21 protein-coding genes are annotated in these 21603 nt (G+C 39.5%); 11 read left to right on the top strand and 10 right to left on the bottom strand.

Translation table 11 applies throughout. The features are described from left to right. The first annotated feature begins 1 nt into the window (after position 1). Complete coding sequence (locus TEGAF0_RS02450; RefSeq protein WP_264899775.1) at positions 2 to 568, top strand: D-glycero-alpha-D-manno-heptose-1,7-bisphosphate 7-phosphatase; 567 nt, start codon at positions 2 to 4, stop codon at positions 566 to 568. 48 nt (positions 569 to 616) lie between these two features. Continuing rightward, a complete protein-coding gene (locus TEGAF0_RS02445) occupies positions 617 to 1483 on the top strand; it encodes a hypothetical protein (RefSeq protein ID WP_264899774.1) in 867 nt (288 codons plus the stop codon). 65 nt (positions 1484 to 1548) lie between these two features. Here TEGAF0_RS02445 and lepA read toward each other — a convergent pair whose 3' ends face one another. Continuing rightward, positions 1549 to 3333 carry a translation elongation factor 4 gene (gene lepA / locus TEGAF0_RS02440; RefSeq protein ID WP_264899773.1) on the bottom strand — a complete coding sequence of 595 codons (1785 nt, stop codon included), beginning with the start codon at positions 3331 to 3333 and terminating at the stop codon, positions 1549 to 1551. Here lepA and TEGAF0_RS02435 point away from each other — a divergent pair. Next, positions 3325 to 4353, top strand: a complete 1029-nt coding sequence (locus TEGAF0_RS02435; protein WP_264899772.1) for an ion channel — start codon at positions 3325 to 3327, stop codon at positions 4351 to 4353. The two genes, lepA and TEGAF0_RS02435, sit on opposite strands and share 9 nt — an antisense overlap. Before the next feature lie 3 nt (positions 4354 to 4356). Next, positions 4357 to 5346, top strand: coding sequence for an L-threonylcarbamoyladenylate synthase (locus TEGAF0_RS02430; protein WP_264899771.1), 990 nt, complete (start codon positions 4357 to 4359; stop codon positions 5344 to 5346). A gap of 87 nt (positions 5347 to 5433) precedes the next feature. On the opposite strand, the gene tpiA is transcribed toward TEGAF0_RS02430, so the two are convergent. Next, on the bottom strand, positions 5434 to 6195 hold the full coding sequence (gene tpiA / locus TEGAF0_RS02425) for a triose-phosphate isomerase (RefSeq protein ID WP_264899769.1): 762 nt from the start codon (positions 6193 to 6195) through the stop codon (positions 5434 to 5436). After that, positions 6192 to 7391 carry a putative sugar nucleotidyl transferase gene (locus TEGAF0_RS02420; protein WP_264899767.1) on the bottom strand — a complete coding sequence of 400 codons (1200 nt, stop codon included), beginning with the start codon at positions 7389 to 7391 and terminating at the stop codon, positions 6192 to 6194. Before TEGAF0_RS02420 ends, tpiA begins: the two co-directional genes overlap by 4 nt. Positions 7392 to 7463: 72 nt before the next feature. Between TEGAF0_RS02420 and pruA the strand changes: the two genes are divergently transcribed. Beyond that, a complete protein-coding gene (gene pruA, locus TEGAF0_RS02415; RefSeq protein ID WP_264899764.1) occupies positions 7464 to 9095 on the top strand; it encodes an L-glutamate gamma-semialdehyde dehydrogenase in 1632 nt (543 codons plus the stop codon). A gap of 162 nt (positions 9096 to 9257) precedes the next feature. Here pruA and TEGAF0_RS02410 read toward each other — a convergent pair whose 3' ends face one another. Further along, complete coding sequence (locus TEGAF0_RS02410; RefSeq protein ID WP_264899762.1) at positions 9258 to 9764, bottom strand: fasciclin domain-containing protein; 507 nt, start codon at positions 9762 to 9764, stop codon at positions 9258 to 9260. A gap of 223 nt (positions 9765 to 9987) precedes the next feature. Between TEGAF0_RS02410 and TEGAF0_RS02405 the strand changes: the two genes are divergently transcribed. The 5 genes from TEGAF0_RS02405 to TEGAF0_RS02385 are packed head-to-tail and all read left to right on the top strand — an operon-like array spanning position 9988 to position 13427. Continuing rightward, the gene (locus tag TEGAF0_RS02405; RefSeq protein ID WP_264899760.1) at positions 9988 to 10464 is read left to right on the top strand and encodes a hypothetical protein; all 477 of its coding nucleotides are present in this window, start codon (positions 9988 to 9990) and stop codon (positions 10462 to 10464) included. 47 nt (positions 10465 to 10511) lie between these two features. Further along, positions 10512 to 11507, top strand: a complete 996-nt coding sequence (gene pdhA, locus TEGAF0_RS02400; RefSeq protein ID WP_264899758.1) for a pyruvate dehydrogenase (acetyl-transferring) E1 component subunit alpha — start codon at positions 10512 to 10514, stop codon at positions 11505 to 11507. A 26-nt stretch (positions 11508 to 11533) separates the two neighbouring features. After that, the gene (locus tag TEGAF0_RS02395; protein WP_264899756.1) at positions 11534 to 12223 is read left to right on the top strand and encodes a tetratricopeptide repeat protein; all 690 of its coding nucleotides are present in this window, start codon (positions 11534 to 11536) and stop codon (positions 12221 to 12223) included. Then, positions 12223 to 12702: a 6,7-dimethyl-8-ribityllumazine synthase gene (ribH, locus tag TEGAF0_RS02390; RefSeq protein ID WP_264899754.1), complete on the top strand. Its 480-nt coding sequence runs from the start codon at positions 12223 to 12225 to the stop codon at positions 12700 to 12702. The genes TEGAF0_RS02395 and ribH overlap by 1 nt, the downstream gene beginning before the upstream one ends. A 5-nt stretch (positions 12703 to 12707) precedes the next feature. Beyond that, positions 12708 to 13427: a (Fe-S)-binding protein gene (locus TEGAF0_RS02385; RefSeq protein WP_264899752.1), complete on the top strand. Its 720-nt coding sequence runs from the start codon at positions 12708 to 12710 to the stop codon at positions 13425 to 13427. Between the two features lie 38 nt (positions 13428 to 13465). Here TEGAF0_RS02385 and rnr read toward each other — a convergent pair whose 3' ends face one another. Genes rnr through TEGAF0_RS02370 form a run of 3 tightly spaced genes read right to left on the bottom strand, consistent with a single transcriptional unit; the run spans position 13466 to position 17073 of the window. Beyond that, positions 13466 to 15427 (bottom strand): ribonuclease R, encoded by a 1962-nt coding sequence (gene rnr / locus TEGAF0_RS02380; protein ID WP_264899751.1) that lies wholly within the window; start codon positions 15425 to 15427, stop codon positions 13466 to 13468. After that, on the bottom strand, positions 15408 to 16517 hold the full coding sequence (gene lpxK / locus TEGAF0_RS02375) for a tetraacyldisaccharide 4'-kinase (protein ID WP_264899749.1): 1110 nt from the start codon (positions 16515 to 16517) through the stop codon (positions 15408 to 15410). Before lpxK ends, rnr begins: the two co-directional genes overlap by 20 nt. Then, positions 16507 to 17073, bottom strand: a complete 567-nt coding sequence (locus tag TEGAF0_RS02370) for a 5-formyltetrahydrofolate cyclo-ligase (protein WP_264899748.1) — start codon at positions 17071 to 17073, stop codon at positions 16507 to 16509. The genes lpxK and TEGAF0_RS02370 overlap by 11 nt, the downstream gene beginning before the upstream one ends. A gap of 94 nt (positions 17074 to 17167) precedes the next feature. Here TEGAF0_RS02370 and TEGAF0_RS02365 point away from each other — a divergent pair, with 94 nt between their 5' ends. Further along, positions 17168 to 18811, top strand: coding sequence for a beta-N-acetylhexosaminidase (locus TEGAF0_RS02365; RefSeq protein ID WP_264899746.1), 1644 nt, complete (start codon positions 17168 to 17170; stop codon positions 18809 to 18811). A gap of 53 nt (positions 18812 to 18864) precedes the next feature. Here the strand turns inward: TEGAF0_RS02365 and TEGAF0_RS02360 are convergent, their stop codons facing one another. The 3 genes from TEGAF0_RS02360 to hutI form a co-directional block, all read right to left on the bottom strand. Continuing rightward, complete coding sequence (locus TEGAF0_RS02360; RefSeq protein WP_264899744.1) at positions 18865 to 19068, bottom strand: hypothetical protein; 204 nt, start codon at positions 19066 to 19068, stop codon at positions 18865 to 18867. A 180-nt stretch (positions 19069 to 19248) separates the two neighbouring features. Beyond that, a complete protein-coding gene (locus TEGAF0_RS02355) occupies positions 19249 to 20301 on the bottom strand; it encodes a formimidoylglutamase (RefSeq protein WP_264899743.1) in 1053 nt (350 codons plus the stop codon). A gap of 40 nt (positions 20302 to 20341) precedes the next feature. Further along, positions 20342 to 21577, bottom strand: a complete 1236-nt coding sequence (gene hutI, locus TEGAF0_RS02350) for an imidazolonepropionase (protein ID WP_264899742.1) — start codon at positions 21575 to 21577, stop codon at positions 20342 to 20344. Between the last annotated feature and the right edge of the window lie 26 nt (positions 21578 to 21603).

Raw genomic sequence — 21603 nt, 5'->3', positions numbered from 1 at the left:
GATGTTTTCATTAGAACAGATTGACGCACACTGGTCCTTGTTTTTAGACAGGGATGGGGTTTTGAATCACGAGAAAAAAGAGGACTATATACGGAACGCTTCTGAGTTTCATTTTTATGAGCAGGCACCCGAAGCAGTTGCCATGTTAAATCATTCCTTCAGACGCATACTTATTACAACCAATCAAAAAGGTATTGGCAAAGCCCTGATGACAGTAGAAGACCTGAATGACATTCATGAACATATGTTGCATCAGATTGAAAATGCTGGCGGCCATATCAGTAAGATTTATTTTTGCCCGGATCTGGCAGATGATTCTCCCAACCGCAAACCACAGCCTGGTATGGCATTTCAGGCCAAAGCTGATTTTACAGATATAGACTTTAGCAAATCTGTAATGGTGGGGAACAGAATGAGCGATATGAAATTCGGCAGAAATGCAGGTATGTATACCGTATTTCTGGCGACCACCCATCCAGAAACTCCATTTCCTGACCCAATGATAGACGCTCGCTTTAACAGTTTGTTTGAATTTGCCCAGGCTTGTGCTAACGCAAAAAAATGGTAAAATTTTAACTGCAGCTTTTATTGGAATGAAATATTGGTATTTTGCTGTATGAATTTCAGACGCATCCTCACGGTTTTTATTTTTACGGTATTGATTTGCAGTAATAAAAATTTATTGGCGCAATCACTGGCCAATAAAGCTATTCTGGCTGCTGCAGAAACCAATTTGAGTGGATTTGCACACACCATTTTAAATGCAGAAGACACAGAAGACCGACTGAGAGCTGATAGTTTTTTTACCCGTCAATTGGTACAGGCTTTAAAGACGCCCTATTCCTTTCATTATCCATTTGATTCTTTAAAAACCATTTCTAGGATCTACGCACCGGATAGCAGTTTCAGAATCATTACCTGGCAACTCATGAAGGACTTTAGTTATTATCGTTACAAAGGAGCCATTCAAATGAATACCAAAGACGGTTCACTCAAATTAATCCCTTTATACGATGGCACTGATTTTACAGAAAACCCTTACGATTCTGTAAGAACCAATCAGAACTGGATAGGCGCTGTGTATTACAATATCATTCAGAAAGAATACAACAACAAGCAATACTATACCCTGTTGGGCTATGATGAAAACGATGCCCGAAGTACGCGAAAATGGATAGAAGTATTGCACTTTGACCAGCAAGGAAATCCTTTGTTTGGGGGTAAATTTTTCAGTTATCCCAATGATATCATTAAACCTAAGCAACCTGTAAGTCGCTTCTGTTTAGAGTTTAAAAAACAAGCGAATGCCAAACTGAATTTCGATGCAAAGCTTAACCGCATTGTATTTGCCAAACTCGCCAGCGAATCTAATGAGCCGTCTAAAAAGCATACGCTGGTTCCATTTGGCACTGTGGAAGGGTTTAAATGGGAATTTGGTCGTTGGGTTTATATTCCGGAATACGAAGCAGTGGAGCCCGATTAATGCAAGCAACCAATTTCTAACAAACAGACTTTGCCCTACTAGTTAAAACTGTGTTTGTGCAAATACTAGTCGAGTTTTAAAACAGCAAGAAAAGCTTCTTGAGGAATCTCTACATTTCCAATCTGACGCATTCTTTTCTTTCCTTCTTTCTGCTTTTCCAATAGCTTTCGTTTACGACTGATATCACCACCATAACACTTGGCAGTAACGTCTTTGCGAATAGCACTGATATTTTCTCGAGCTACCACTTTAGCACCAATAGCAGCCTGAATGGCAATCTGGAATTGCTGACGAGGCAATAATTCTTTTAATTTTTCACAAAGCTTTCTACCAAAATCGGTCGCACGGCTTCTGTGAATTAAGGCGCTCAACGCATCTACTTTTTCACTATTCAGCAAAATATCCATTTTCACAATATCTGCTTCACGCTGATCAATTGGGCTGTAATCAAATGATGCATAACCGCGGGTTGAACTCTTTAATTTATCATAGAAATCAAATACGATTTCGGTTAACGGCATTTCAAAAATTAACTCTACACGTGTGGGTGTTAAATAGCTTTGGTTTATCAAAATACCCCGTTTACCTAAACACAATGTCATGATATTTCCAATATAATCTGGAAGGGTAATGATTTGTGCTTTAATAAAAGGCTCTTCAATACGGTCAATCTTCACCTGATCAGGCATTTCCACTGGATTGTTCACCAATATTTTTTCTCCACGGGTGGTGTATGCCGTGAAGCTTACGTTGGGTACCGTTGTAATTACCGTTTGATTGAATTCTCTTTCTAGACGCTCCTGAATAATTTCCATATGCAGCAGTCCCAAGAATCCACAGCGGAATCCAAAACCCAAAGCCTGTGAGGTTTCCAGTTCAAAAGTCAAGGAGGCATCATTCAATTGCAACTTATCCATGCAATCTCTCAGCTCTTCAAACTCATCGGTATTCACCGGGAATATACCTGCGAATACCATTGGCTTTACTTCTTCAAATCCATTGATCATTTCTCCGGGGTTATTCGCCAAGGTAAGCGTATCCCCTACTTTTACTTCTTTCGCATTCTTAATTCCAGTGATAATATATCCTACATCACCTGCAGATACCTGTTCTTTAGGAGTCATATTCAATTTGAGTACCCCCACTTCATCCGCTATATAATCCTTTCCTGTAGCAACAAAACGAATCTTGTCCCCCTTACGTAGGGTACCATTCATGATTCTGTAATAAATGATGATACCGCGAAAACTATTGTATACGCTGTCAAATATCAATGCCTGCAAAGGCGCATCCACACTGCCTTCCGGAGCTGGTATGCGTTCACAAATGGCTTGTAGAATTTCCTCAATACCAATTCCTGATTTACCACTGGCCAATAAAATGTCTTCCTGCTTGCAGCCAATCAAATCAATGATTTGGTCTGTTACTTCCGGAATCTTGGCTCCGTCCATATCAATCTTATTGATAACAGGGATGATTTCTAGGTCATTGTCAATGGCTAAATATAAATTACTAATGGTCTGTGCCTGAATTCCCTGAGATGCATCTACCAGCAGCAAAGCCCCTTCACAGGCCGCCAATGCACGGCTTACTTCATAACTGAAATCTACGTGTCCGGGGGTATCAATTAAATTTAGTACGTATTGTTCTCCTTTATGTGTGTAATTAATTTGAATTGCATGACTCTTGATAGTAATGCCTTTTTCGCGCTCCAGATCCATATCATCGAGTACCTGGTTCATCATCTCGCGCTCTCCTACCGTTTTGGTATGTTCCAATAAACGATCCGCCAATGTGCTCTTCCCGTGGTCAATATGGGCTATAATACAAAAGTTCCTGATATGTTTCATAAGGGTGCAAAGATAGGTTTGTATGTGTTATCTTCAACTAAGAATACCCAGAAGATGTTATTGAAAAAGTTAAACAAAAGGGCTCGTTTAAACGAGGAAACGGGTTTAGGTACCAATACAGCGTTAATTGGCGGGCGTTTTTTCAAGAAAAATGGGATGCCGAATATTGAAACAAAGGGATTACCTATCTGGAGGAGATTAAATATCTATCATACGCTCTTGTCAATGCCCATTTGGAAGTTTTTAACTACAATCCTCCTATTTTTCTTTTTAATCAATTTTATTTTTGCTAGCATTTACATATCAATAGGAATTGATCATTTGGGAGGTATGGTTGTTTCTAGTGAGGCTGACAAATGGGGGGAAGCATTTTTCTTTAGTGCACAAACTTTTACAACGGTTGGATACGGTAGAATTAATCCGATTGGGTTTGCTGCAAGTTTAACAGCATCCCTTGAAGCATTAATTGGATTAATGAGTTTTGCACTGGCTACGGGTTTATTGTATGGAAGATTTGCAAGGCCAAGAGCCTTTATAAAGTATAGCAAAAACGCTTTGGTTGCGCCATACAAAGATGGGATAGCATTGATGTATAGAATGGTCCCGTACACTAAAAACTATTTAGTAAACGTGGAAGTAAAAATTACTTTGGCATTAAGAATGGAAGAAGATGGACAATTAAAAAATAAATTTTTTGACTTACCCCTTGAAATTTCCAAAGCAAACACTTTAACAGCTAATTGGACCTTGGTGCATGTGATAAATGAAAACAGTCCATTGTATTTGTTATCCAAAGAGGATATAGCAGCGGCTCAAGCAGAAATGCTGGTATTTGTGCAAGGATTTGATGAAAGCTTTTCCAATACAGTAATTTCACGTGCTTCCTATAGTTACGATGAATTTATATATGGGGCTAAATTTCTTCCTATGTTTCATCCAAATGAAAATAACACTAGCACGATTTTACATATTGAAAAACTAGACGATTATATTGCAGCAGAATTGCCGATCAAAATCTGAATAATGGATACCCATATTGGAAATGATATACAAATAGCTGCCGCTTTACTAGAAGCTGGGGAATTGGTGGCCATCCCCACAGAAACCGTATATGGACTGGCAGCGAATGCATTGGATTCAGCAGCTGTGGCTAAAATTTACGCTGCCAAAAACAGACCCAGTTTTAATCCCCTCATTTTGCACCTAGCAAACACCAATCAGATTACGGATTATGCATTTGCTGATGCAATGAGCCTGAAGCTGGCTCATCATTTTATGCCAGGTCCTTTAACGCTATTGCTCCCCAAAAAAGAAATTGTGCCCGATATCACAACGGCAGGTAGCCCTAAAGTAGCCATTAGAGTACCCGATCAGTCTTTGACCTTGTCACTGCTCAATAGACTCCATTTCCCCTTGGCCGCACCCAGTGCCAATCCTTCCGGCTATATTAGTCCTACCAATGCCCACCATGTAATGGACGGACTCCGTGGAAAAATCCCTTATATCTTGGATGGAGGCAATACCAAAGTGGGATTGGAATCGACGATTTGCGAAGTGGTTGGCAAGGAAATTATTTTACATAGAGCGGGAAGTATTTCTGCAGATGACCTCAGCGCATTTAGCGGACTTACCGTAGTAAATGCCACGAATGCACAAATCAATCACACAATAGCGCAATCGGATGCCGATAACCAACCCGCTACACCTGGTCAATTGAAAAGTCATTATGCCCCTCATACCCCTCTGTATATAGGGAATATACCTCAATTACTACAGGATCATGCCGGTAAAAAAATAGCTGTAATCAGCTTTGATACTGAATACACAGGTGCTACCAATTTTAAACTAGCACCTGACCATCAGTTATCAACAGCCGCTAGTAATCTGTTTGCGACGCTAAGAGAAATTGATCGATTACACTTTGATATTATTCTTGCAGAAATTTTTCCCAACGAAGGAGTTGGTATTGCCATCAATGACCGCATTAGCAGAGCACAGTTTATCTTAAAATAAAAATCCCGATTACGGTTTGCAATCGGGACTAAAATGAATCAAATAGATTTATAAAATTGAATGGTTGGTTATTATGATGGGATTCATTTATTTGAGCGCATTAATAATTGCCACAAATTCATCCGCAATTAAGGAAGCCCCCCCAACCAGACCTCCATCCACATCAGGCTGTGCAAACAGTTCTGCTGCATTGCTGGCTTTTACACTACCTCCGTACAGAATAGAAATCTGATCAGCCGTTTCCTTACCATATTGATGCGCCAATTCTGAACGAATAAATGCATGCATTTCCTGTGCCTGATCACTGCTGGCTGTTTTACCAGTACCAATGGCCCAAATAGGTTCATAGGCTATAACCACTTTGATAATTTCAGCAGCAGATAAATGAAACAGTGACTCTTTTAATTGGGTGCCAACAAATTCATTTTGTGTACCTGCTTCACGAATTTGCAAAGGTTCTCCGCAACAAAATATTGGTGTAACCCCATTGGCTAAACAGATATCAATTTTTTCTGCAAGAAATTGGTTGCTCTCATTAAAATATTCTCTTCTCTCCGAATGCCCCAGCACCACATAATTCACTCCGATGGACTGCAACATTTCCACAGAAATTTCACCAGTATAGGCTCCAGTTTTTTTGCTATAACAGTTTTGAGCTGCTACCGCTACTCTCTCTTTGTTTCCCAATTTTTCCTGTGCCATCATTAAGTAAGGCGCGGGTACTGCAAAAACAGCCTGTTGATTTGCCTTTAATGAATGGGGTTTTGCCAATAGGTCGTTAATGAGTTGTTCTCCTTGTTGTAAAGTAAGATTCATCTTCCAGTTGGCTGCTGCGATTTGCTTTCTCATAATTGCTTGTTGTTTGTATAAATATATTGTAGAACGTTTATTTCTTCTGTAGACATTTCTAAACCCTTCAATCCTTTCCAGTTATTGATGTCTTTTATGGCAGTTTCAATCTGATATACTTTCCCTTTTAAACCAAAGCTAAAATGCGGAATGGAAATAGGCAAAAGCCCCTCTCCAAAAACATTGCAGCTAACGCCAATCATCGATCCTGTATTCAGACTGGAATTAATGGCTACTCTGGAATAATCACCCATGATAACACCACATTTTTGACCTACGGTAATATATTCATTTAGTCCCATACTGTATATTTTGATGGGGCCAGCGGAATTTTTCAGGTTGCTATTGCTGCTACCTGCCCCCATATTACACCATTCACCAATAACAGCATCCCCAAGGTAACCGTCATGTGCCTTATTAGTGAACCCCATCATCACAGCATTTTTAATTTCACCTCCTCCCATGCAATAGGGCCCTAAAGTTGTTCCGCCGTAAATACGGCTATTCATTTTAACCACTGAATTATAGCCAATTGAGAAAGGTCCTCTAATGCTGGAGCCTTCCATAATCTCTGCTTTTTTACCAATATATATGGGGCCAGTGCTGGCATTCAGCGTGCAGTATTGCAAACGCGCACCAGGCTCAATAAAAATATGTTCGTCTCCTATTGCATTCACAGAAGCAGGAATAGGTTGAGATTTTCGGCCGGCAGTAACCCATTCAAAATCCTTACGAATCATGGCATCATTAATATGCATGATTTCCCAGGGGAAACGAATGCGCTGAACACTTTCAAGTTTATTTGCCTGCATAAAAAAGGCAGCCGTATCGGAGGAATTAAAATCGCTGAAAGGAATTGCTACTTTACCTGCAACCAACCCCAATTCATCCACAAGGCAATCTCCATTTTTCAGGGATTGTATTTGTGCAATCAGCGCATCATCCGGAATAACGGATGCATCAATCCATATATTGGTGGCTGAGGCAGGAAATTCAGTTTTGAACTGTGTTTCATTGGTATCGGCATACAACGCCTGTAAGTAAGGTGCCGTATGAACTGCAGCGGGCAGCTTCAGCAAGAGTTCCCATCTTTCCTGAATACTCAATAAACCAAAATGAAATTGTGCCAATGCTTTGGTTGTAGAAAGCGGCGCCAATAAATTACGAAATGCGGGATCAAAAAGGATTAGAGCCATACACAAATGTAGCCAAAACCCAATAGAGTTTTCTTCGTAACTTGCGGCCTCAAACTTTATAAATTTTCACCTATGAGTATTGGTACATTTTCATACCCGATGCCGGCCAACGAACCGGTTCAGCAATTTGCACCAGGAAGTGCGGAGAAAGCAGCTTTAAAAAAAGCATTAGCAGAGGCAAAGAAAAAACAACTGGATATCCCTATGTACATAGGTGGTAAAGCAGTTAGAACAGACAAAAAAGTAGCCATTCATCCGCCGCATGAACTATCTCATACATTAGGCCATTTTAATGCCGGAGAAGAAAAGCATGCACACCAGGCCATAGCAGCTGCTTTACAAGCAAAAGATAAGTGGGCTGCACTTAGCTGGGAAAACAGAGCTCATATCTTTTTGAAAGCAGCAGATTTATTAGCTACCAAATACCGCTATCAAATGCTTGCGGCCACTATGCTGGGGCAAAGTAAAAATGCTTTTCAGGCAGAAATCGACAGCACCTGCGAATTGATTGACTTCTTACGTTTCAATGTACATTTCTTAAGTGAAATTTATAAACAACAGCCTATTTCAGCACCCGGCATGCATAACCGCCTAGAATGGCGTCCTTTGGAAGGATTTGTATTGGCTGTTACTCCATTCAACTTTACTGCTATCGGAGGCAACTTACCTACTTCAGCTGCCATGTGCGGTAACGTGGTGGTTTGGAAGCCTGCCAATACGCAGATTTATTCTGCACAATTGTTCATGCGCATTTTAAAAGAAGCGGGGTTACCGGATGGAGTAATTAATCTAATCTATGTAGATGGTCCAACCATTGGTAAAGTTTGTTTCTCTCACAGAGATTTTGCAGGTGTACACTTTACAGGTTCAACTGGTGTGTTCAATAATATGTGGAAGACCATTGGTGAAAATATGGGTATGTACAGAACCTACCCAAGAATTGTAGGAGAAACAGGTGGTAAGGATTTTGTAGTGGCACACAAATCAGCAGATGTAGATGCTGTGGTTACTGCATTGGCAAGAGGCGCTTTTGAATTCCAGGGACAGAAATGTTCTGCTGCATCCAGAGCATATATCCCAAGCAACCTTGCTGATGAAATACTAAAGAAACTGGTAGCTGCTGTAAATACAATGAAAGTAGGAAGCGTAGAAGACTTTACCAATTTTGTGAACGCAGTAATAGACGAAAAAGCCTACAACAGTATTACCCGTTATATCATTAACGCGAAGAAGAATAAGAAAGTAAAAATTGTTGCAGGAGGTAATTTCAGTAAAACAAAAGGATACTTTATTGAGCCTACTGTAATTGTAACCAAGGATCCAAAATCGGTTACTATGTGTGAAGAAATTTTCGGGCCAGTATTAACCATTTATGTATACCCTGCAGAACAGTTTGAAAAGACTTTACAATTGGTAGACAGTACTTCTCCTTATGCATTAACAGGTGCGATTCTTTCACAGGACAGAGCGGCTGTTGAACTAGCAACCAATATGCTGAGAAATGCTGCTGGTAATTTCTATATCAACGATAAGCCAACAGGAGCCGTAGTAGGTCAACAGCCATTTGGTGGCGCAAGAGCATCTGGAACCAATGACAAGGCCGGTAGTGCATTGAACCTTTACAGATGGTTAAGCGCCCGAACCATCAAGGAGACTTATAATCCCCCAGTACATTACGGATATCCATTTTTACTGGAAGCTTAATAGAAATAGCATAATATGCATGGCTTGTTGCACCCTTCAAAAGGGTTAAAACAACCAGCAATTAAAACAGAAAGAGGCTGCCTAAATAGACAGCCTCTTTTTTTTACCCTATAAACCAAACTTTCACTAAACTTGCTTCACAAAATCTTCATGGATTACTTTTTATTTAGGTAATACCACAGTATCAATAACGTGTACAACACCATTACCCGCTTTTAAATCGGCAGCTACAACAGTTGCTACACCGCCGTTTTCATCAGTAAGGGTTACCTTTCCGTCTTTTACTGTTACAGTTAATGAATTTCCTGCAACCGTTTTTACTACTGCTTTTCCTTTACCATCTTTTACTGCTTTTATTACAGCTGCTGCATCTAAGTTACCCGCTACTACATGGTAGGTTAACACTTTTGCCAAAGCAGCTTTGTTTTCAGGCTTTAATAAGCTAGCCACTGTACCTGCAGGTAATTTATCAAAAGCGGCATTTACCGGTGCAAATACAGTAAAAGGACCGGCACTTTGCAAAGTACCTACTAGATCAGCTGCTTTAACAGCAGCTACCAGTGTGGAGTGATCTTTAGAACCAACAGCAATATCCACTACTGTGTTCTGTGCACTTACACTACCAAATAATCCCATCAGGGCAACCATTGTCAAGGTTAAAATGCGCATTTTCATAAATTTTTTGTTTAATTTTTTATACCTAACTAATAAACAAGAAAAAGGTTGCAGGATGTTTGTTAAATTAGGGATGAGTGGTAGCCATGTTGAGTAAATCGGCAACTATTTTTAGATTGCCTTGCACAATTTTGCTAAGAGAATTACCCCGGTTTTAATTTGCTGTTACAATCAACTTTTTCTAAGACAAGCTTGTTAATTTGAAAAGTAAAAAGATATGGCGCATCCGAATCTGGTTTTAGTAGACGTGTTAAGACAAACGGCCAAGCATCTGGCAAACGGTGCCCCTTATGCATGGGGCAACCATGGAGCCTGCAACTGTGGCAATTTATTGCAGGTGGTAGCCAATGTGAGCAAGGAAGAAATACTAACCTACGCACATACAGGCTTTGGGGAGTGGACTGAACTAGCTGAAGAATTTTGCCCGGTTAGCAATACACCTGTGAACCTGCTAATTAAAAAACTTACGGATATTGGACTCACACCTTCAGATATCCATCACCTGGAATACTTAGACGACCGAACTGTATTGGATAAATTACCCGGCGGTTTTAGGTGGCTGAAGAGAAATCAGAGGGAAGATGTTATTCTATACTTCTCCACATTTGCTGATATTTTAGAGGAACAATACCTCAGCACTATTCGTATTCCATATCCTCCTGAAGAACATATGGTTGGGGAATACGCTGGGTAGGGAACTATCAAGGATAACCCCTATATTTGCCATCAAAATTTTGAAAAGTGTCTACAAAGTTTTCTAAAGAAACCTACCTCTATTGGTATGAGCTAATGCAATTAATTCGTCAGTTCGAATTAAAAGCCGAAGAAATGTATAAAATGGCAGGAAAAATTCGAGGATTTTTCCATGCTTACGTGGGACAGGAAGCCATTGCTGCAGGTTGTATGACTGCTACGCAGGCTGATGACCCATTTATTACAGCTTATCGTGATCATGGCCTTGCTCTTGCCAAGGGTGTTTCTGCCAACGCTTGTATGGCAGAATTGTACGGTAAAGCAACCGGATGTGCTAAAGGAAAAGGAGGAAGTATGCACTTCTTTAGTGTAGAGCATAAATTCTTTGGAGGTCACGGAATTGTGGGGGCACAAATTGGCACAGGTGCGGGTTTGGCCTTCGCTGAAAAATACAGAGGTACCCAAAATGTGGTTCTATGTTATTTTGGAGACGGTGCTGCTCGTCAGGGTATGCTACACGAAACCTTTAACCTGGCTATGCTTTGGAAATTACCAGTGATTTTCATTTGTGAGAATAACAATTATGCAATGGGTACTTCTATTGAAAGAACCAGTAACGTAATTGATATTTACAAACTGGCTGATGCATATGAAATGCCTGCAGATAAAGTTGACGGAATGACTGCGGAAGCTGTGCATGATGCAGTTGCAAGAGCTGTAAAAAGAGCAAGAGAGGGAGATGGTCCTACCCTTTTAGAAATGAAGACCTACCGATATAAAGGACATTCCGTATCAGATCCTCAAAAATACAGATCCAAGGAAGAAGTAGAAGAATACAAAGACCAGGATCCAATAACCAAAGTTGCGAATACCATTTTGGACAACGGATTTGCTACACAGGCTGAACTGGATGCCATAGATGCCAGAGTGAATGCAATGGTGGATGAATCTGTTAAATTTGCGGAAGAAAGTCCATGGCCAAGTGATGATGAAGTATTGAAAGATGTGTACATTGACCAGAACTACCCTTTTATTGTTGACTAATTTACTAAACCGAATAATCAAATAGAATGAGCGAAAAACAAGCGCCTGAAGTTGTAACCCAAGAGGCATCACATAAACTGGAAACCACTTTTTCAAAAATTCAAAAACCTTTATTACTGGCAATAGCAGCTGTATTGGTTATTGGCGGTGGTTGGTTCGCATACCAGCAATATGTAGTAAAACCAAAAGAAGAAAAAGCAGCAGAAGCCTTATTTAAGGCTGAACAATACTTTGCAATGGATTCATCCAGACTCGTATTGAATGGTGACGGTCAATACAAGGGGGTATTAAATGTAATCAGCAATTTTGGAGGTACCAAGTCTGCCAACCTTGCGCATTATTATGCAGGTATCAGCTACCTTAAACTAGGTGAGTTTGAAAATGCAGTAAAACACTTAAAAGATTTTTCAACAGATGCAAAGCAAATCCAGTTATTGGCTACCGGTTGTTTAGGTGATGCTTATGCTGAATTAAATAAAAAAGAGGAAGCTGTAGAAGCTTACAAAAAAGCAGCCGCCACTTTTGTTGAAGATGAAAACAACTCTTCAGAATACTTATTCCGTGCTGCGCTTTTACTAGAGTCTACTGGTAAGACTGCTGAAGCATTGGAATTGTACAAAGAAATAAAAAACAAGTTTCCTAAAACAGATAAAGGGTTTCAGGCCGATAAATACATTTATCGTCTTAGCAACGAAAAAAATGACCTTGCTGAATAATGGCTACAAAAGGAAATAATTTATTAATCAAAGGCATCCCCGCACCGGAGGATGCCTTTGTTGTTATCGTTAAAACAGAATGGAACAGTACCATCATCAACGCTTTGGAAAAAGGTGCTAAGAAAGTTTTGAAAGATGCGGGTGTTACTGTAAAAAGCCTGGTAGTACCCGGCGCTTTTGAATTACCATTTGGTGTTAAGCAACATTATGCCTACTCTAAACGCACAGCTGATGCATACATTGTTTTAGGTGCCGTAATACAGGGCGATACACCTCATTTCGACTATGTATGCAAGGGCGTAACGGATGGAATTATGCAATTGAACCTGCAAATTGACGTACCGGTTATTTTCGGGGTCTTAACCGTTTTGAACGAACAACAAGCCTTCGAAAGAATTGGAGGAGTTCATGGACATAAAGGAGAAGAATCTGCTATCACAGCATTGAAAATGATTCAACTGAATCGATCCCTAAAATAATTTTGATGAACGTTCAAATATTTGTCCCCTGCTTTATAGATCAGCTATATCCCAATGTAGCTTTCAATATGGTAAAAGTACTGCGTAAAGCAGGCTGCACGGTACATTACAATGCTTCGCAGACCTGTTGCGGACAACCTGCTTTCAATGCAGGATTTCATGGAGAAGCCAAGGAAGTTTGCACTAAATTTCTACAAGACTTTGAAGGGGCCGATTACATTGTAGCCCCAAGTGCAAGCTGTGTAGGATTTGTAAAAAACTACTACCCACAGTTATTTGAAAATTCTGCTTACAAAAACCAAGCATCTAAAATAGGAACCAGAATCTTTGAATTCTCCGACTTTCTGGTAAATGTGCTAAAGCAAATCGATTTTGGTGCCAGCCTGGAAGCCACAGCCACCTACCATGATAGCTGTGCAGCATTAAGAGAATGTAAAATTAAACAGGAGCCTCGTTTACTATTAAGCCGTGTTAACGGACTTGAATTAAAGGAAATGAACGATGTGGAAACCTGTTGTGGATTTGGAGGTACATTCGCTGTAAAATTTGAGCCTATTAGTATTGCCATGGGTAGTCAGAAAGTAAACAATGCAGCAGATACCGGAGCCACTGTACTCATTAGTACAGATATGAGTTGCCTTATGCACATAGACGGATGCGCTAAACACGAAAGCAAAAACCTTCAGATGATGCACTTAGCCGATGTATTAGCTAGCGGTTGGTAAGCATCGGGGGTTATATTTAGTTGAAAAAAAATATTGAACTAACCCAATTCCCATTCAAAATCCAATTGACGCTTTTCCAGATTGGCCGCTACCAATCGAACCGTTACTTTATCTCCCATTTTGAATATGCGTCCGCTTCTTCTGCCAACCAAACTATATTCTGATTCCACTAATCTGAAATCATCGTAATCACTCAGGCTTACAATACTTACCAAGCCCTCACATTTGTGTTCAATTGTTTCTACAAAAAAACCGAAACTGGTAACCCCACTTACAACCCCTTCAAAACTTTCACCAATAAAGCCCTGTAAAAATTCTACCTGCTTGTATTTATTACCGGCTCTTTCGCATTCCATCGCAGCTCTTTCTCTTTCACTGGAATGTTTGCATTTCTCCGCCATCTTCTTGTCTGCTTTTGGAGCATCGTCTAAAACAGACTGCAGTACCCTATGTACCAAAACATCGGGATACCTTCGGATGGGAGATGTAAAGTGACAATAGTGTTCAAAAGCCAATCCGTAATGCCCTATATTCTCAGGCGTATAAATCGCTTTGGCCATCGTTCTGATTCCCAGTTGTTCCAACACATGTTGTTCCGGTTTACCGGCAGCATCTTTCAGCATTTGATTAAAGCTATGTGCAATAGCTATTGGGCTGCTTATATCAAATCCATGACCATATCTTTTGGCATATTGAATAAAGGGTGCCAACTTTTCTTCATCTGGCTGATCATGCACACGGTAAGGGAAAGGAATTGGTTTCCCGTTCACAGACTTCTTGGCAATGTTCTCTGCTACTGTTCTATTTGCCAGCAACATCAATTCTTCAATTAGTTGATGAGACTCTTTACTTTCTTTTACTACAATTCCAATGGGAGTTCCTTTTTCATCTAGTTTAAACCGGACTTCCTGAGAAGAAAAATTAATTGCCCCCTTGCTAAAACGTTTCTTCCTTAGTTTCTGCGCAATATCATTTAACAGAAGAATTTCCTCTTTGTGAAGCCCCTCCTTGGTTTCTATGATTTGCTGTACGTCTTCATAAGTATAACGATGATCGGAATGAATGACTGTTCTTCCCAGCCAGTATTGTTTCACTTCACCTTGTGTATTCATCTGAAAGATGGCAGAGAAAGTTAGTTTGTCTTCATTTGGTCTTAAGGAACAAAGCTGATTGGATATATGTTCCGGCAACATTGGATTCACACGGTCTGGCAAGTAAACTGATGTTGCTCTTTTGTAAGCTTCTTCATCCAATGCTGTATCAGGTGTTACATAATGACTCACGTCAGCAATATGTACGCCTATCTCGTATTTATCGTCTCCTAATTTCCTGATAGAAATGGCATCATCAAAATCCTTTGCATCCACAGGATCAATCGTGAAGGTTAATACATTTCTGCAATCTTTTCGCCTGGCAACTTCCTCTTCACCAATAATATCCGGTAACCTCCCGGCTTCTTCCATCACTTCGTCGGGAAATGAAATCGGAAATCCTGCTTCGGTTAAAATTTCTTTCATAGCGGCATCATTCGGACTATCATTTTCCAAAATGCTAACTACTTCACCTACCGGTTTTTTATCATCTTTTTCCCAGCGAACCAATCGAACCAGAACTTTATCCTTATGCTTTGCGCCATTTATAGCTTGAAGCGGTATATACAAATCTGGCATGGGCTTATCTGAATCAGGCACAAAAAAAGCATGATGTGCAGACACTTGTAAATGCCCAATAAATTCCGTTTGCTTCCTGGAAACCACTTCTACAATCTTTCCTTCTCTTTTACCTGTTCTGCTATTCTCCTTAATAATTTTAACCCTCACAATATCTCCATGCAAGGCTGTCAGGAAATCATTGGGTTTAACCAATACATCACCGGCTTCATCATCTATAATTACATACCCCATTCCAGAACGGGTAACTTCCAGCCTTCCTTTTGGTGTATGAACCGTAATCGTTTTGGCTTTACTTTTTTGTTTGGATTTAGGCTTTTTCGAGCTCATGTTCGGCGGTGATGGGTTTAAACGGAAAATGTTGGATAAATTTAATCAACTGATCATTCAGTTGCCAGGATTCGTCAAATAAAATCCTATGTCGGATTGGGATTACAAAAAAAGGCATCGACTTCAGTTCTTCCTTGAATTTGATTAGTCGTACCGCGTCTTTCTCTGTGGTAACAATCAGCTTTCTCTCAGCCGAAATTTCATCATACAGTTGTTTGATCTCTTTTAAATCGTCAATTGAAAAAATATGATGGTCCGCATAATCCTGCTGATAATAGGTCTTAGCCTTTTGCAATAAATAATCTTTTAATGGTTTGGGATTAGCAATTCCACAAACCAGCATCACTTCATCTAGAGAATTAATGGCATATTGAATATTGGCATCACAAATATGATAAGGAATACCATATTCAATTGTACTGAAATATACACGCTGTTCAGGAAGTGGCATCAAGTCTTTAATGATGGCTTCTTTTGCTGATTCATTTAAATCTGAAGGGCACTTGGTAACAATAATAACCTGCGCACGTTTGGCTGAAGCCCATTCATCTCTCAAATCACCTGTTGGCAAGAAGAAGTCGCTGGTATACAAATTATTGTATTCGGTAAGCAATATATTAAATCCGGCTTTTACTGTACGGTGCTGAAAAGCGTCGTCTAAAATGATTCCCTGTAAATCCGGATGATCTTGTAATAAATGCGGGATTGCTACAATTCTTTCTTCTCCAACTGCCACTGCAACATTCGGGAACTTCAGTGCAAACTGCATCGGTTCATCCCCAATTTCAAGAGCAGTTGTTGTATCGTTAGCTAATGCATATCCCTTTGTTCTACGCTTATATCCCCTGCTTAAAGTAGCCATTTTAAATTTCGGACTCAATAATGTCAAAAGGTATTCTACCATAGGTGATTTACCAGTTCCTCCTACTGCAAGATTACCTACACAGATGATGGGGAAATTAAATTCTGCAGATTTTAATATCTGCTTGTCAAACAATCGATTCCTGATGACAATGATTAATCCATACAAAGCTGCTAATGGCAATAGCAATACTCTGAAAGATTTAAGAAATAGGGTATTAAAATTCATAAATACGATTAGGGGTAATCCCTATATGTAAAGGTATATCAAATTCATGGGTGTCGCTAATCAAAGGGATGGGATCAAAATAAGAAAAGCCCATCAGTATAGTATGAGCTGAGTTTTCAGCTAAAAACCGATCATAATATCCTTTGCCAAAACCTACTCTATAACCTTCTTGATCAAAAACAAGTAAAGGAACCAACACTAAATCAATGTCTTTCAACTCTATCCTGTCTCCTTCTTTAGGCTCTGTTATACCCAACGCATTGGAAGCATATACGGTATCCTCATTAATGCGTATTGCTTCCATTTTAGTTTCATCTTTAATTACAGGATAAGCCAGTTGCAAATTGGGTATCATATGCCTTAGATATCCATTAAATAAATGGGTATTGGGTTCTGCCTTATGCGGCATTGGCCAATAGGATAAAACCGTCGCAATGCCCTCAAATGAAAATTGCTGAAACTGAATCAACAACAAATCATCCATTTTAAGTTGTTCTGGGCCATGCAGTGCTTTTCTCTTTTGCAAATAGATTTCTCTGATTTGAGATTTATTCATTCCTGTTATTTAGTTTTTGCAAATACAGCAATGCAATTTACCTATAAACCCTCCAATTTTATATTTTTACCAAACCAAGTCCCTTTCCAATATCATGAAAAAACTAAATACTCTATTATTCAGCTTGTTGATAGCGGTTAGCTTGCAGGCGCAAACTGCTGATGAAATCATTCCTAAGCCGCATTTTATCAGTTATCCATCTGCTTCAAAACCTTTTCTTGTGAATGCGTCTACCGTCATATTCGCTGATAAAACATTTTCAGATCAGGCTGAATACCTGAGTCAAGCAATAGAAAAACAAACTGGCATCAGGGTAACTGTTTCAGCTTTTAACCCAAATTCACTAATTAAAAAGGAGAAAGGTATTTATCTGGTGCATAACAGTCAGTTAACGAATGAGAAGTACAGAATTACCATTCATGCTGAAAAAATAGGAATTGAATTTGAAGGAGTTAGAGGGCTTATCAATGGTATTCAGAGTTTGCTACAGTTAATGCCATTGGAAAAACAAAATAACGTTTCAGTAAAACCCGTATTCATTGAAGATGAACCCCGGTTTTCTTACAGAGGTATGCATCTGGATGTAGTACGTCATATTTTTCCAGTATCCTATATCAAAAAATACATTGACTATTTAACCTTTCACAAATTCAATACATTTCATTGGCACTTAACAGATGATCAGGGCTGGAGAATTGAAATAAACAGTTATCCCAAACTCAATACTGTCGCTGCTTACAGAAGCGAAACTTTAATAGGCCATTTCAAAGATCAACCCGCTAAATACGATGGGAAAAAATATGGGGGTTATTATACTAAGGCTGAAATAAAAGAAATCATTGATTATGCAGCTGTAAGAGGAATTAACATTATTCCGGAAATTGATATTCCTGGACATAGCAGGGCTGCCATAGCTGCTTACCCGGAACTAAGCACAAGACCTGATACATCCTGGAAAGTAGCTACCACCTGGGGTATGTATAATCGCCAGAACAATGTGCTTGCACCAACCAAAGCAAGTTTTGAGTTTCTGGAAAAAGTATTTTCTGAAATAGCCGATTTATTCCCCTCTCCTTATATACATGTTGGTGGAGATGAATGCAGTAAAATATGGTGGAAGCAGGATCCTCTAACGCAGGCATTCATGAAATCGAATGGCATCAAAAACGAAACAGCATTACAAACCTATTTTATTGAATATGTAGCAAAGTTGCTGAAGAGCAAGGGTAAACAAACAATCGGCTGGCATGAAATCAACGAAGGAGATCTAGACACCAGTACTATTGTGATGAACTGGGGTACAGACAAACAAGCTATTGAAGCTGCTTCAAAAGGATTTAGTGTTATCAATACCCCCGGAAAACCTTTTTACTTTGATCACTATCAATCTCTGGATCCAAAAGATAGTCTTGCCATTCACGGATATAATCCTTTGGAAGCTGTGTACCGATACAATCCTGTTCCCAAATCCATTTCAGACAAAGGCCTCGATACTAAAATTATCGGTGGACAAGCGAACGTTTGGACCGAATATATGGAGAATGAAAAAAAAGTGGACTACATGATTTTTCCCAGGATGACTGCACTTAGTGAAGTTTTGTGGTCCAAGCCAGAAATGCTCAATTACGCTGATTTCTTAAAGAGACTGAAAAGCAATGCAATTCCCCGTTATACATTCTGGAACAGTAGCTGGTTCAATAATTTTATCATCTGGGATTTGTCAAAAGCAACAAAATAAAAAGTTCCCGACACATTGAGTCGATGTGCGGGAACTAAACCATTAGTCAGAAATTAAAACTGAGACTTGAAATTTCTATTGGCAGATTTCATTTCTCTGTGGATTTTCCACAAATCAACTGCACGAAATGCTTTTTTCTTTTCTTCTCTGTTTTGAACAAACATTTCAGTTGCCAACGTTTCTTTTACTTCTTGTACTAAATCATTAAAATGCGCCTTATCTATCTGCACGATAGAAGGCATAACTTCGCCTTTCATTGTATTACTATTTTATTTTTTACAAATGTTGTTGAGCCGGGTAAGAAATTCTGATAAAAACCCTGAAATAGAATGGCCTTCTATTAGTCTACCTGTGAAATACTGATAAAAAACTGCTCAATTGCGCCGCAAAAGTACGACGTAAAGCGTTAGTAGAAAAATTAAACTGTAAAATAAAAGTTAATATATCAGCTGGCCTTTTATGAAATCGCTGACCAAATAACTAATTAATTTTCCTGTACCTGGATCTTTCTCTCCATTGGTTAATTGTACTGCACCCTCTGATATATGCAAATAAGCAGCTTTAGTATCTGCCGCTGCATATTGAATAAACTGCCTGGCCTGAACCGGGCTGATACCTACTTTGGATTGAGCACTGGATAATACACCTGCAATTGCATCCAAATCCAATTCAATTCCACAAAGTGTATCATCCGTAAAAGATGTGGCATGCGCAACTGCCTGTAGAAAGGTTCGTTTTTCATGAATGAAAATATCTTCGTAAGTAATGCAATCTATAAAAGGATTGTTTACCATATCCATCCATACATTCTGAGGAATATAATTTTCATGTATGCCAATAACACAATACTTTTCTAAATAACCATCTTCTTCAGCATAAGTAAACCCATTCCCACTATGTCTACCTTCCATGGGTCTGAAATCGGCATGTGCATCTAAATTAACCGCATTAATTTGAGCAATTGGTATTACGCCTGCTTTATAAAACCCTTTGGCAGCGCCTTTGATACATGGATAAGCATTATTATGCCCTCCTCCAATAACAATAGGTATCTTTTTGTTCTGCGTAATAATATGAATAATTTGCTCCACCGCATCGTCAATAGCATTCACTGCATGACGATAGGCTTCCATTTTTTCTTCAGAGTTCAAAGCATTTTGATCAATTACATTTGCAAGTGAAGAAAAATCAAAATGTCCCAGTAAAAGGATATTACTTCCTTCCAGAAAATCGTTACTCTGAATGTTCAAAAATGCGTGCAAAAAAGACAACCATGCACTGTCGGTTCCCCCAATCCCCCCGTTAGCTTTTACGCCAATATCTTCAGGGATGCCCAAAACAATATAATCAGCTGAACTGGCCCGTAAACTTTCTTCCAGATTGGCAGGATTGGTAATGGCCTGAACTCGCTCACCCAGCTTGGTTTCAAAACGACGGATGCGGGTTATTGAGAGTATATCCTGTTTGTTATAGAAACGAAAGTGTTGCATACCCGAGAGGTTTATTGAAGAATTATTTACTTAAATATAACTAAATAAAATGACCATTGATCATCACTTTGTCAATTAGATTGTTCCCAAAAGAATAAGGAATATAAGCAAGCGAAGGAACTTGCTTCATAAAAATCAGATTGGCTCTTTTACCGGGTGTAATACTTCCGAGTTCCTCCCCCAGTTCCATGGCGTATGCCCCATTAAGTGTTGCCGCATTGATAGCTTCTTCCGGAAGCATGCGCATTTGAATACAACTTAGGGATACCACAAAATTCATATTACCACTTGGGCTAGAGCCGGGATTATAGTCTGACGCCAGTGCAATAGCTGCATTGGCTTCCAGCAAAGTTCTGGCAGGCTGAAAAGGCATTCTTAGAAAGAACGCAGCAGTTGGCAGCAGTGTTCCAATAGTATTTGAATTGCTCAATGCTTTTATGGCGTCCGCATCCATCGTTTCCAGATGATCCACTGATACTGCTTGTAAACCTACTCCTAACTGAACACCTCCGGACGCATGCAGCTGGTTCGCATGTATTTTAGGTTTTAATCCCAATGCAATACCTGCTTTACAAATCCTTTCTGTTTCTTCCACATTAAAAAATCCCTGTTCACAAAAAACGTCAATATAGTCTGCCAGTTTTTCTTTGGCAATTAGAGGCAACATTTCATTGATAATTTCATCAATATAGCCTTCGTGATTCTCTTTATAAGCCAGCGGATAAGTATGTGCCCCCAGAAAACTTGCTTTAACCGGAATTGGTGCAGCTGATTTTATGCGCTGAATAACCCTTAACATTTTCAATTCCTGTTCGGTATTCAAGCCATATCCACTTTTAATTTCTATAGCACCAGTACCTAATTGCATAAGGGAATGTAAGCGGATCATGGCCCTATCAAACAACTCCTCTTCACTACAATTCGCCAACTTGCGGGCAGAATTCAATATCCCCCCTCCCTTTGTAGCAATGGCTTCGTAACTCAACCCCTTTATCTTATCTACAAATTCTGATTCCCTTGTTTCTGCAAAAACCAAATGTGTGTGACTGTCACACCAGGCGGGCATTACCATTGCGCCCGTTGCGTCTATCCATTCATCAGCCTGCTCTTCCCTATTTAAATCTTGCATGTGGCCGTAACGAAGTATTATTCCATTCTCAATAATCAGATAAGCATCTGCTATTGTTGGCAGTAAAGCCAGTTCGGAACCGCGTAAAACATTTGTATGCATTCTGGTGTTAACCAGCAGTTGAATATGATGCACAATCGATTTCATGATTGAAATTTAGTTTAATTTACTGT

The sequence above is a fragment of the Sediminibacterium sp. TEGAF015 genome (assembly GCF_025997995.1).
In the GTDB taxonomy this organism is placed as follows: Bacteria; Bacteroidota; Bacteroidia; order Chitinophagales; family Chitinophagaceae; genus Sediminibacterium.
This window is presented reverse-complemented; position numbering and strand designations above follow the sequence as displayed.

What these genes read in the sequence shown, in the direction of transcription:
- TEGAF0_RS02450 (WP_264899775.1), top strand. Translation starts at nt 2, where the DNA reads ATGTTTTCATTAGAACAGATTGACGCACACTGGTCCTTGTTTTTAGAC.
- TEGAF0_RS02445 (WP_264899774.1), top strand. Translation starts at nt 617, where the DNA reads ATGAATTTCAGACGCATCCTCACGGTTTTTATTTTTACGGTATTGATT.
- TEGAF0_RS02435 (WP_264899772.1), top strand. Translation starts at nt 3,325, where the DNA reads ATGTTTCATAAGGGTGCAAAGATAGGTTTGTATGTGTTATCTTCAACT.
- lepA (WP_264899773.1), bottom strand. Translation starts at nt 3,333, where the DNA reads ATGAAACATATCAGGAACTTTTGTATTATAGCCCATATTGACCACGGG.
- TEGAF0_RS02430 (WP_264899771.1), top strand. Translation starts at nt 4,357, where the DNA reads ATGGATACCCATATTGGAAATGATATACAAATAGCTGCCGCTTTACTA.
- tpiA (WP_264899769.1), bottom strand. Translation starts at nt 6,195, where the DNA reads ATGAGAAAGCAAATCGCAGCAGCCAACTGGAAGATGAATCTTACTTTA.
- TEGAF0_RS02420 (WP_264899767.1), bottom strand. Translation starts at nt 7,391, where the DNA reads ATGGCTCTAATCCTTTTTGATCCCGCATTTCGTAATTTATTGGCGCCG.
- pruA (WP_264899764.1), top strand. Translation starts at nt 7,464, where the DNA reads ATGAGTATTGGTACATTTTCATACCCGATGCCGGCCAACGAACCGGTT.
- TEGAF0_RS02410 (WP_264899762.1), bottom strand. Translation starts at nt 9,764, where the DNA reads ATGCGCATTTTAACCTTGACAATGGTTGCCCTGATGGGATTATTTGGT.
- TEGAF0_RS02405 (WP_264899760.1), top strand. Translation starts at nt 9,988, where the DNA reads ATGGCGCATCCGAATCTGGTTTTAGTAGACGTGTTAAGACAAACGGCC.
- TEGAF0_RS02395 (WP_264899756.1), top strand. Translation starts at nt 11,534, where the DNA reads ATGAGCGAAAAACAAGCGCCTGAAGTTGTAACCCAAGAGGCATCACAT.
- ribH (WP_264899754.1), top strand. Translation starts at nt 12,223, where the DNA reads ATGGCTACAAAAGGAAATAATTTATTAATCAAAGGCATCCCCGCACCG.
- TEGAF0_RS02385 (WP_264899752.1), top strand. Translation starts at nt 12,708, where the DNA reads ATGAACGTTCAAATATTTGTCCCCTGCTTTATAGATCAGCTATATCCC.
- rnr (WP_264899751.1), bottom strand. Translation starts at nt 15,427, where the DNA reads ATGAGCTCGAAAAAGCCTAAATCCAAACAAAAAAGTAAAGCCAAAACG.
- lpxK (WP_264899749.1), bottom strand. Translation starts at nt 16,517, where the DNA reads ATGAATTTTAATACCCTATTTCTTAAATCTTTCAGAGTATTGCTATTG.
- TEGAF0_RS02370 (WP_264899748.1), bottom strand. Translation starts at nt 17,073, where the DNA reads ATGAATAAATCTCAAATCAGAGAAATCTATTTGCAAAAGAGAAAAGCA.
- TEGAF0_RS02365 (WP_264899746.1), top strand. Translation starts at nt 17,168, where the DNA reads ATGAAAAAACTAAATACTCTATTATTCAGCTTGTTGATAGCGGTTAGC.
- TEGAF0_RS02360 (WP_264899744.1), bottom strand. Translation starts at nt 19,068, where the DNA reads ATGAAAGGCGAAGTTATGCCTTCTATCGTGCAGATAGATAAGGCGCAT.
- TEGAF0_RS02355 (WP_264899743.1), bottom strand. Translation starts at nt 20,301, where the DNA reads ATGCAACACTTTCGTTTCTATAACAAACAGGATATACTCTCAATAACC.
- hutI (WP_264899742.1), bottom strand. Translation starts at nt 21,577, where the DNA reads ATGAAATCGATTGTGCATCATATTCAACTGCTGGTTAACACCAGAATG.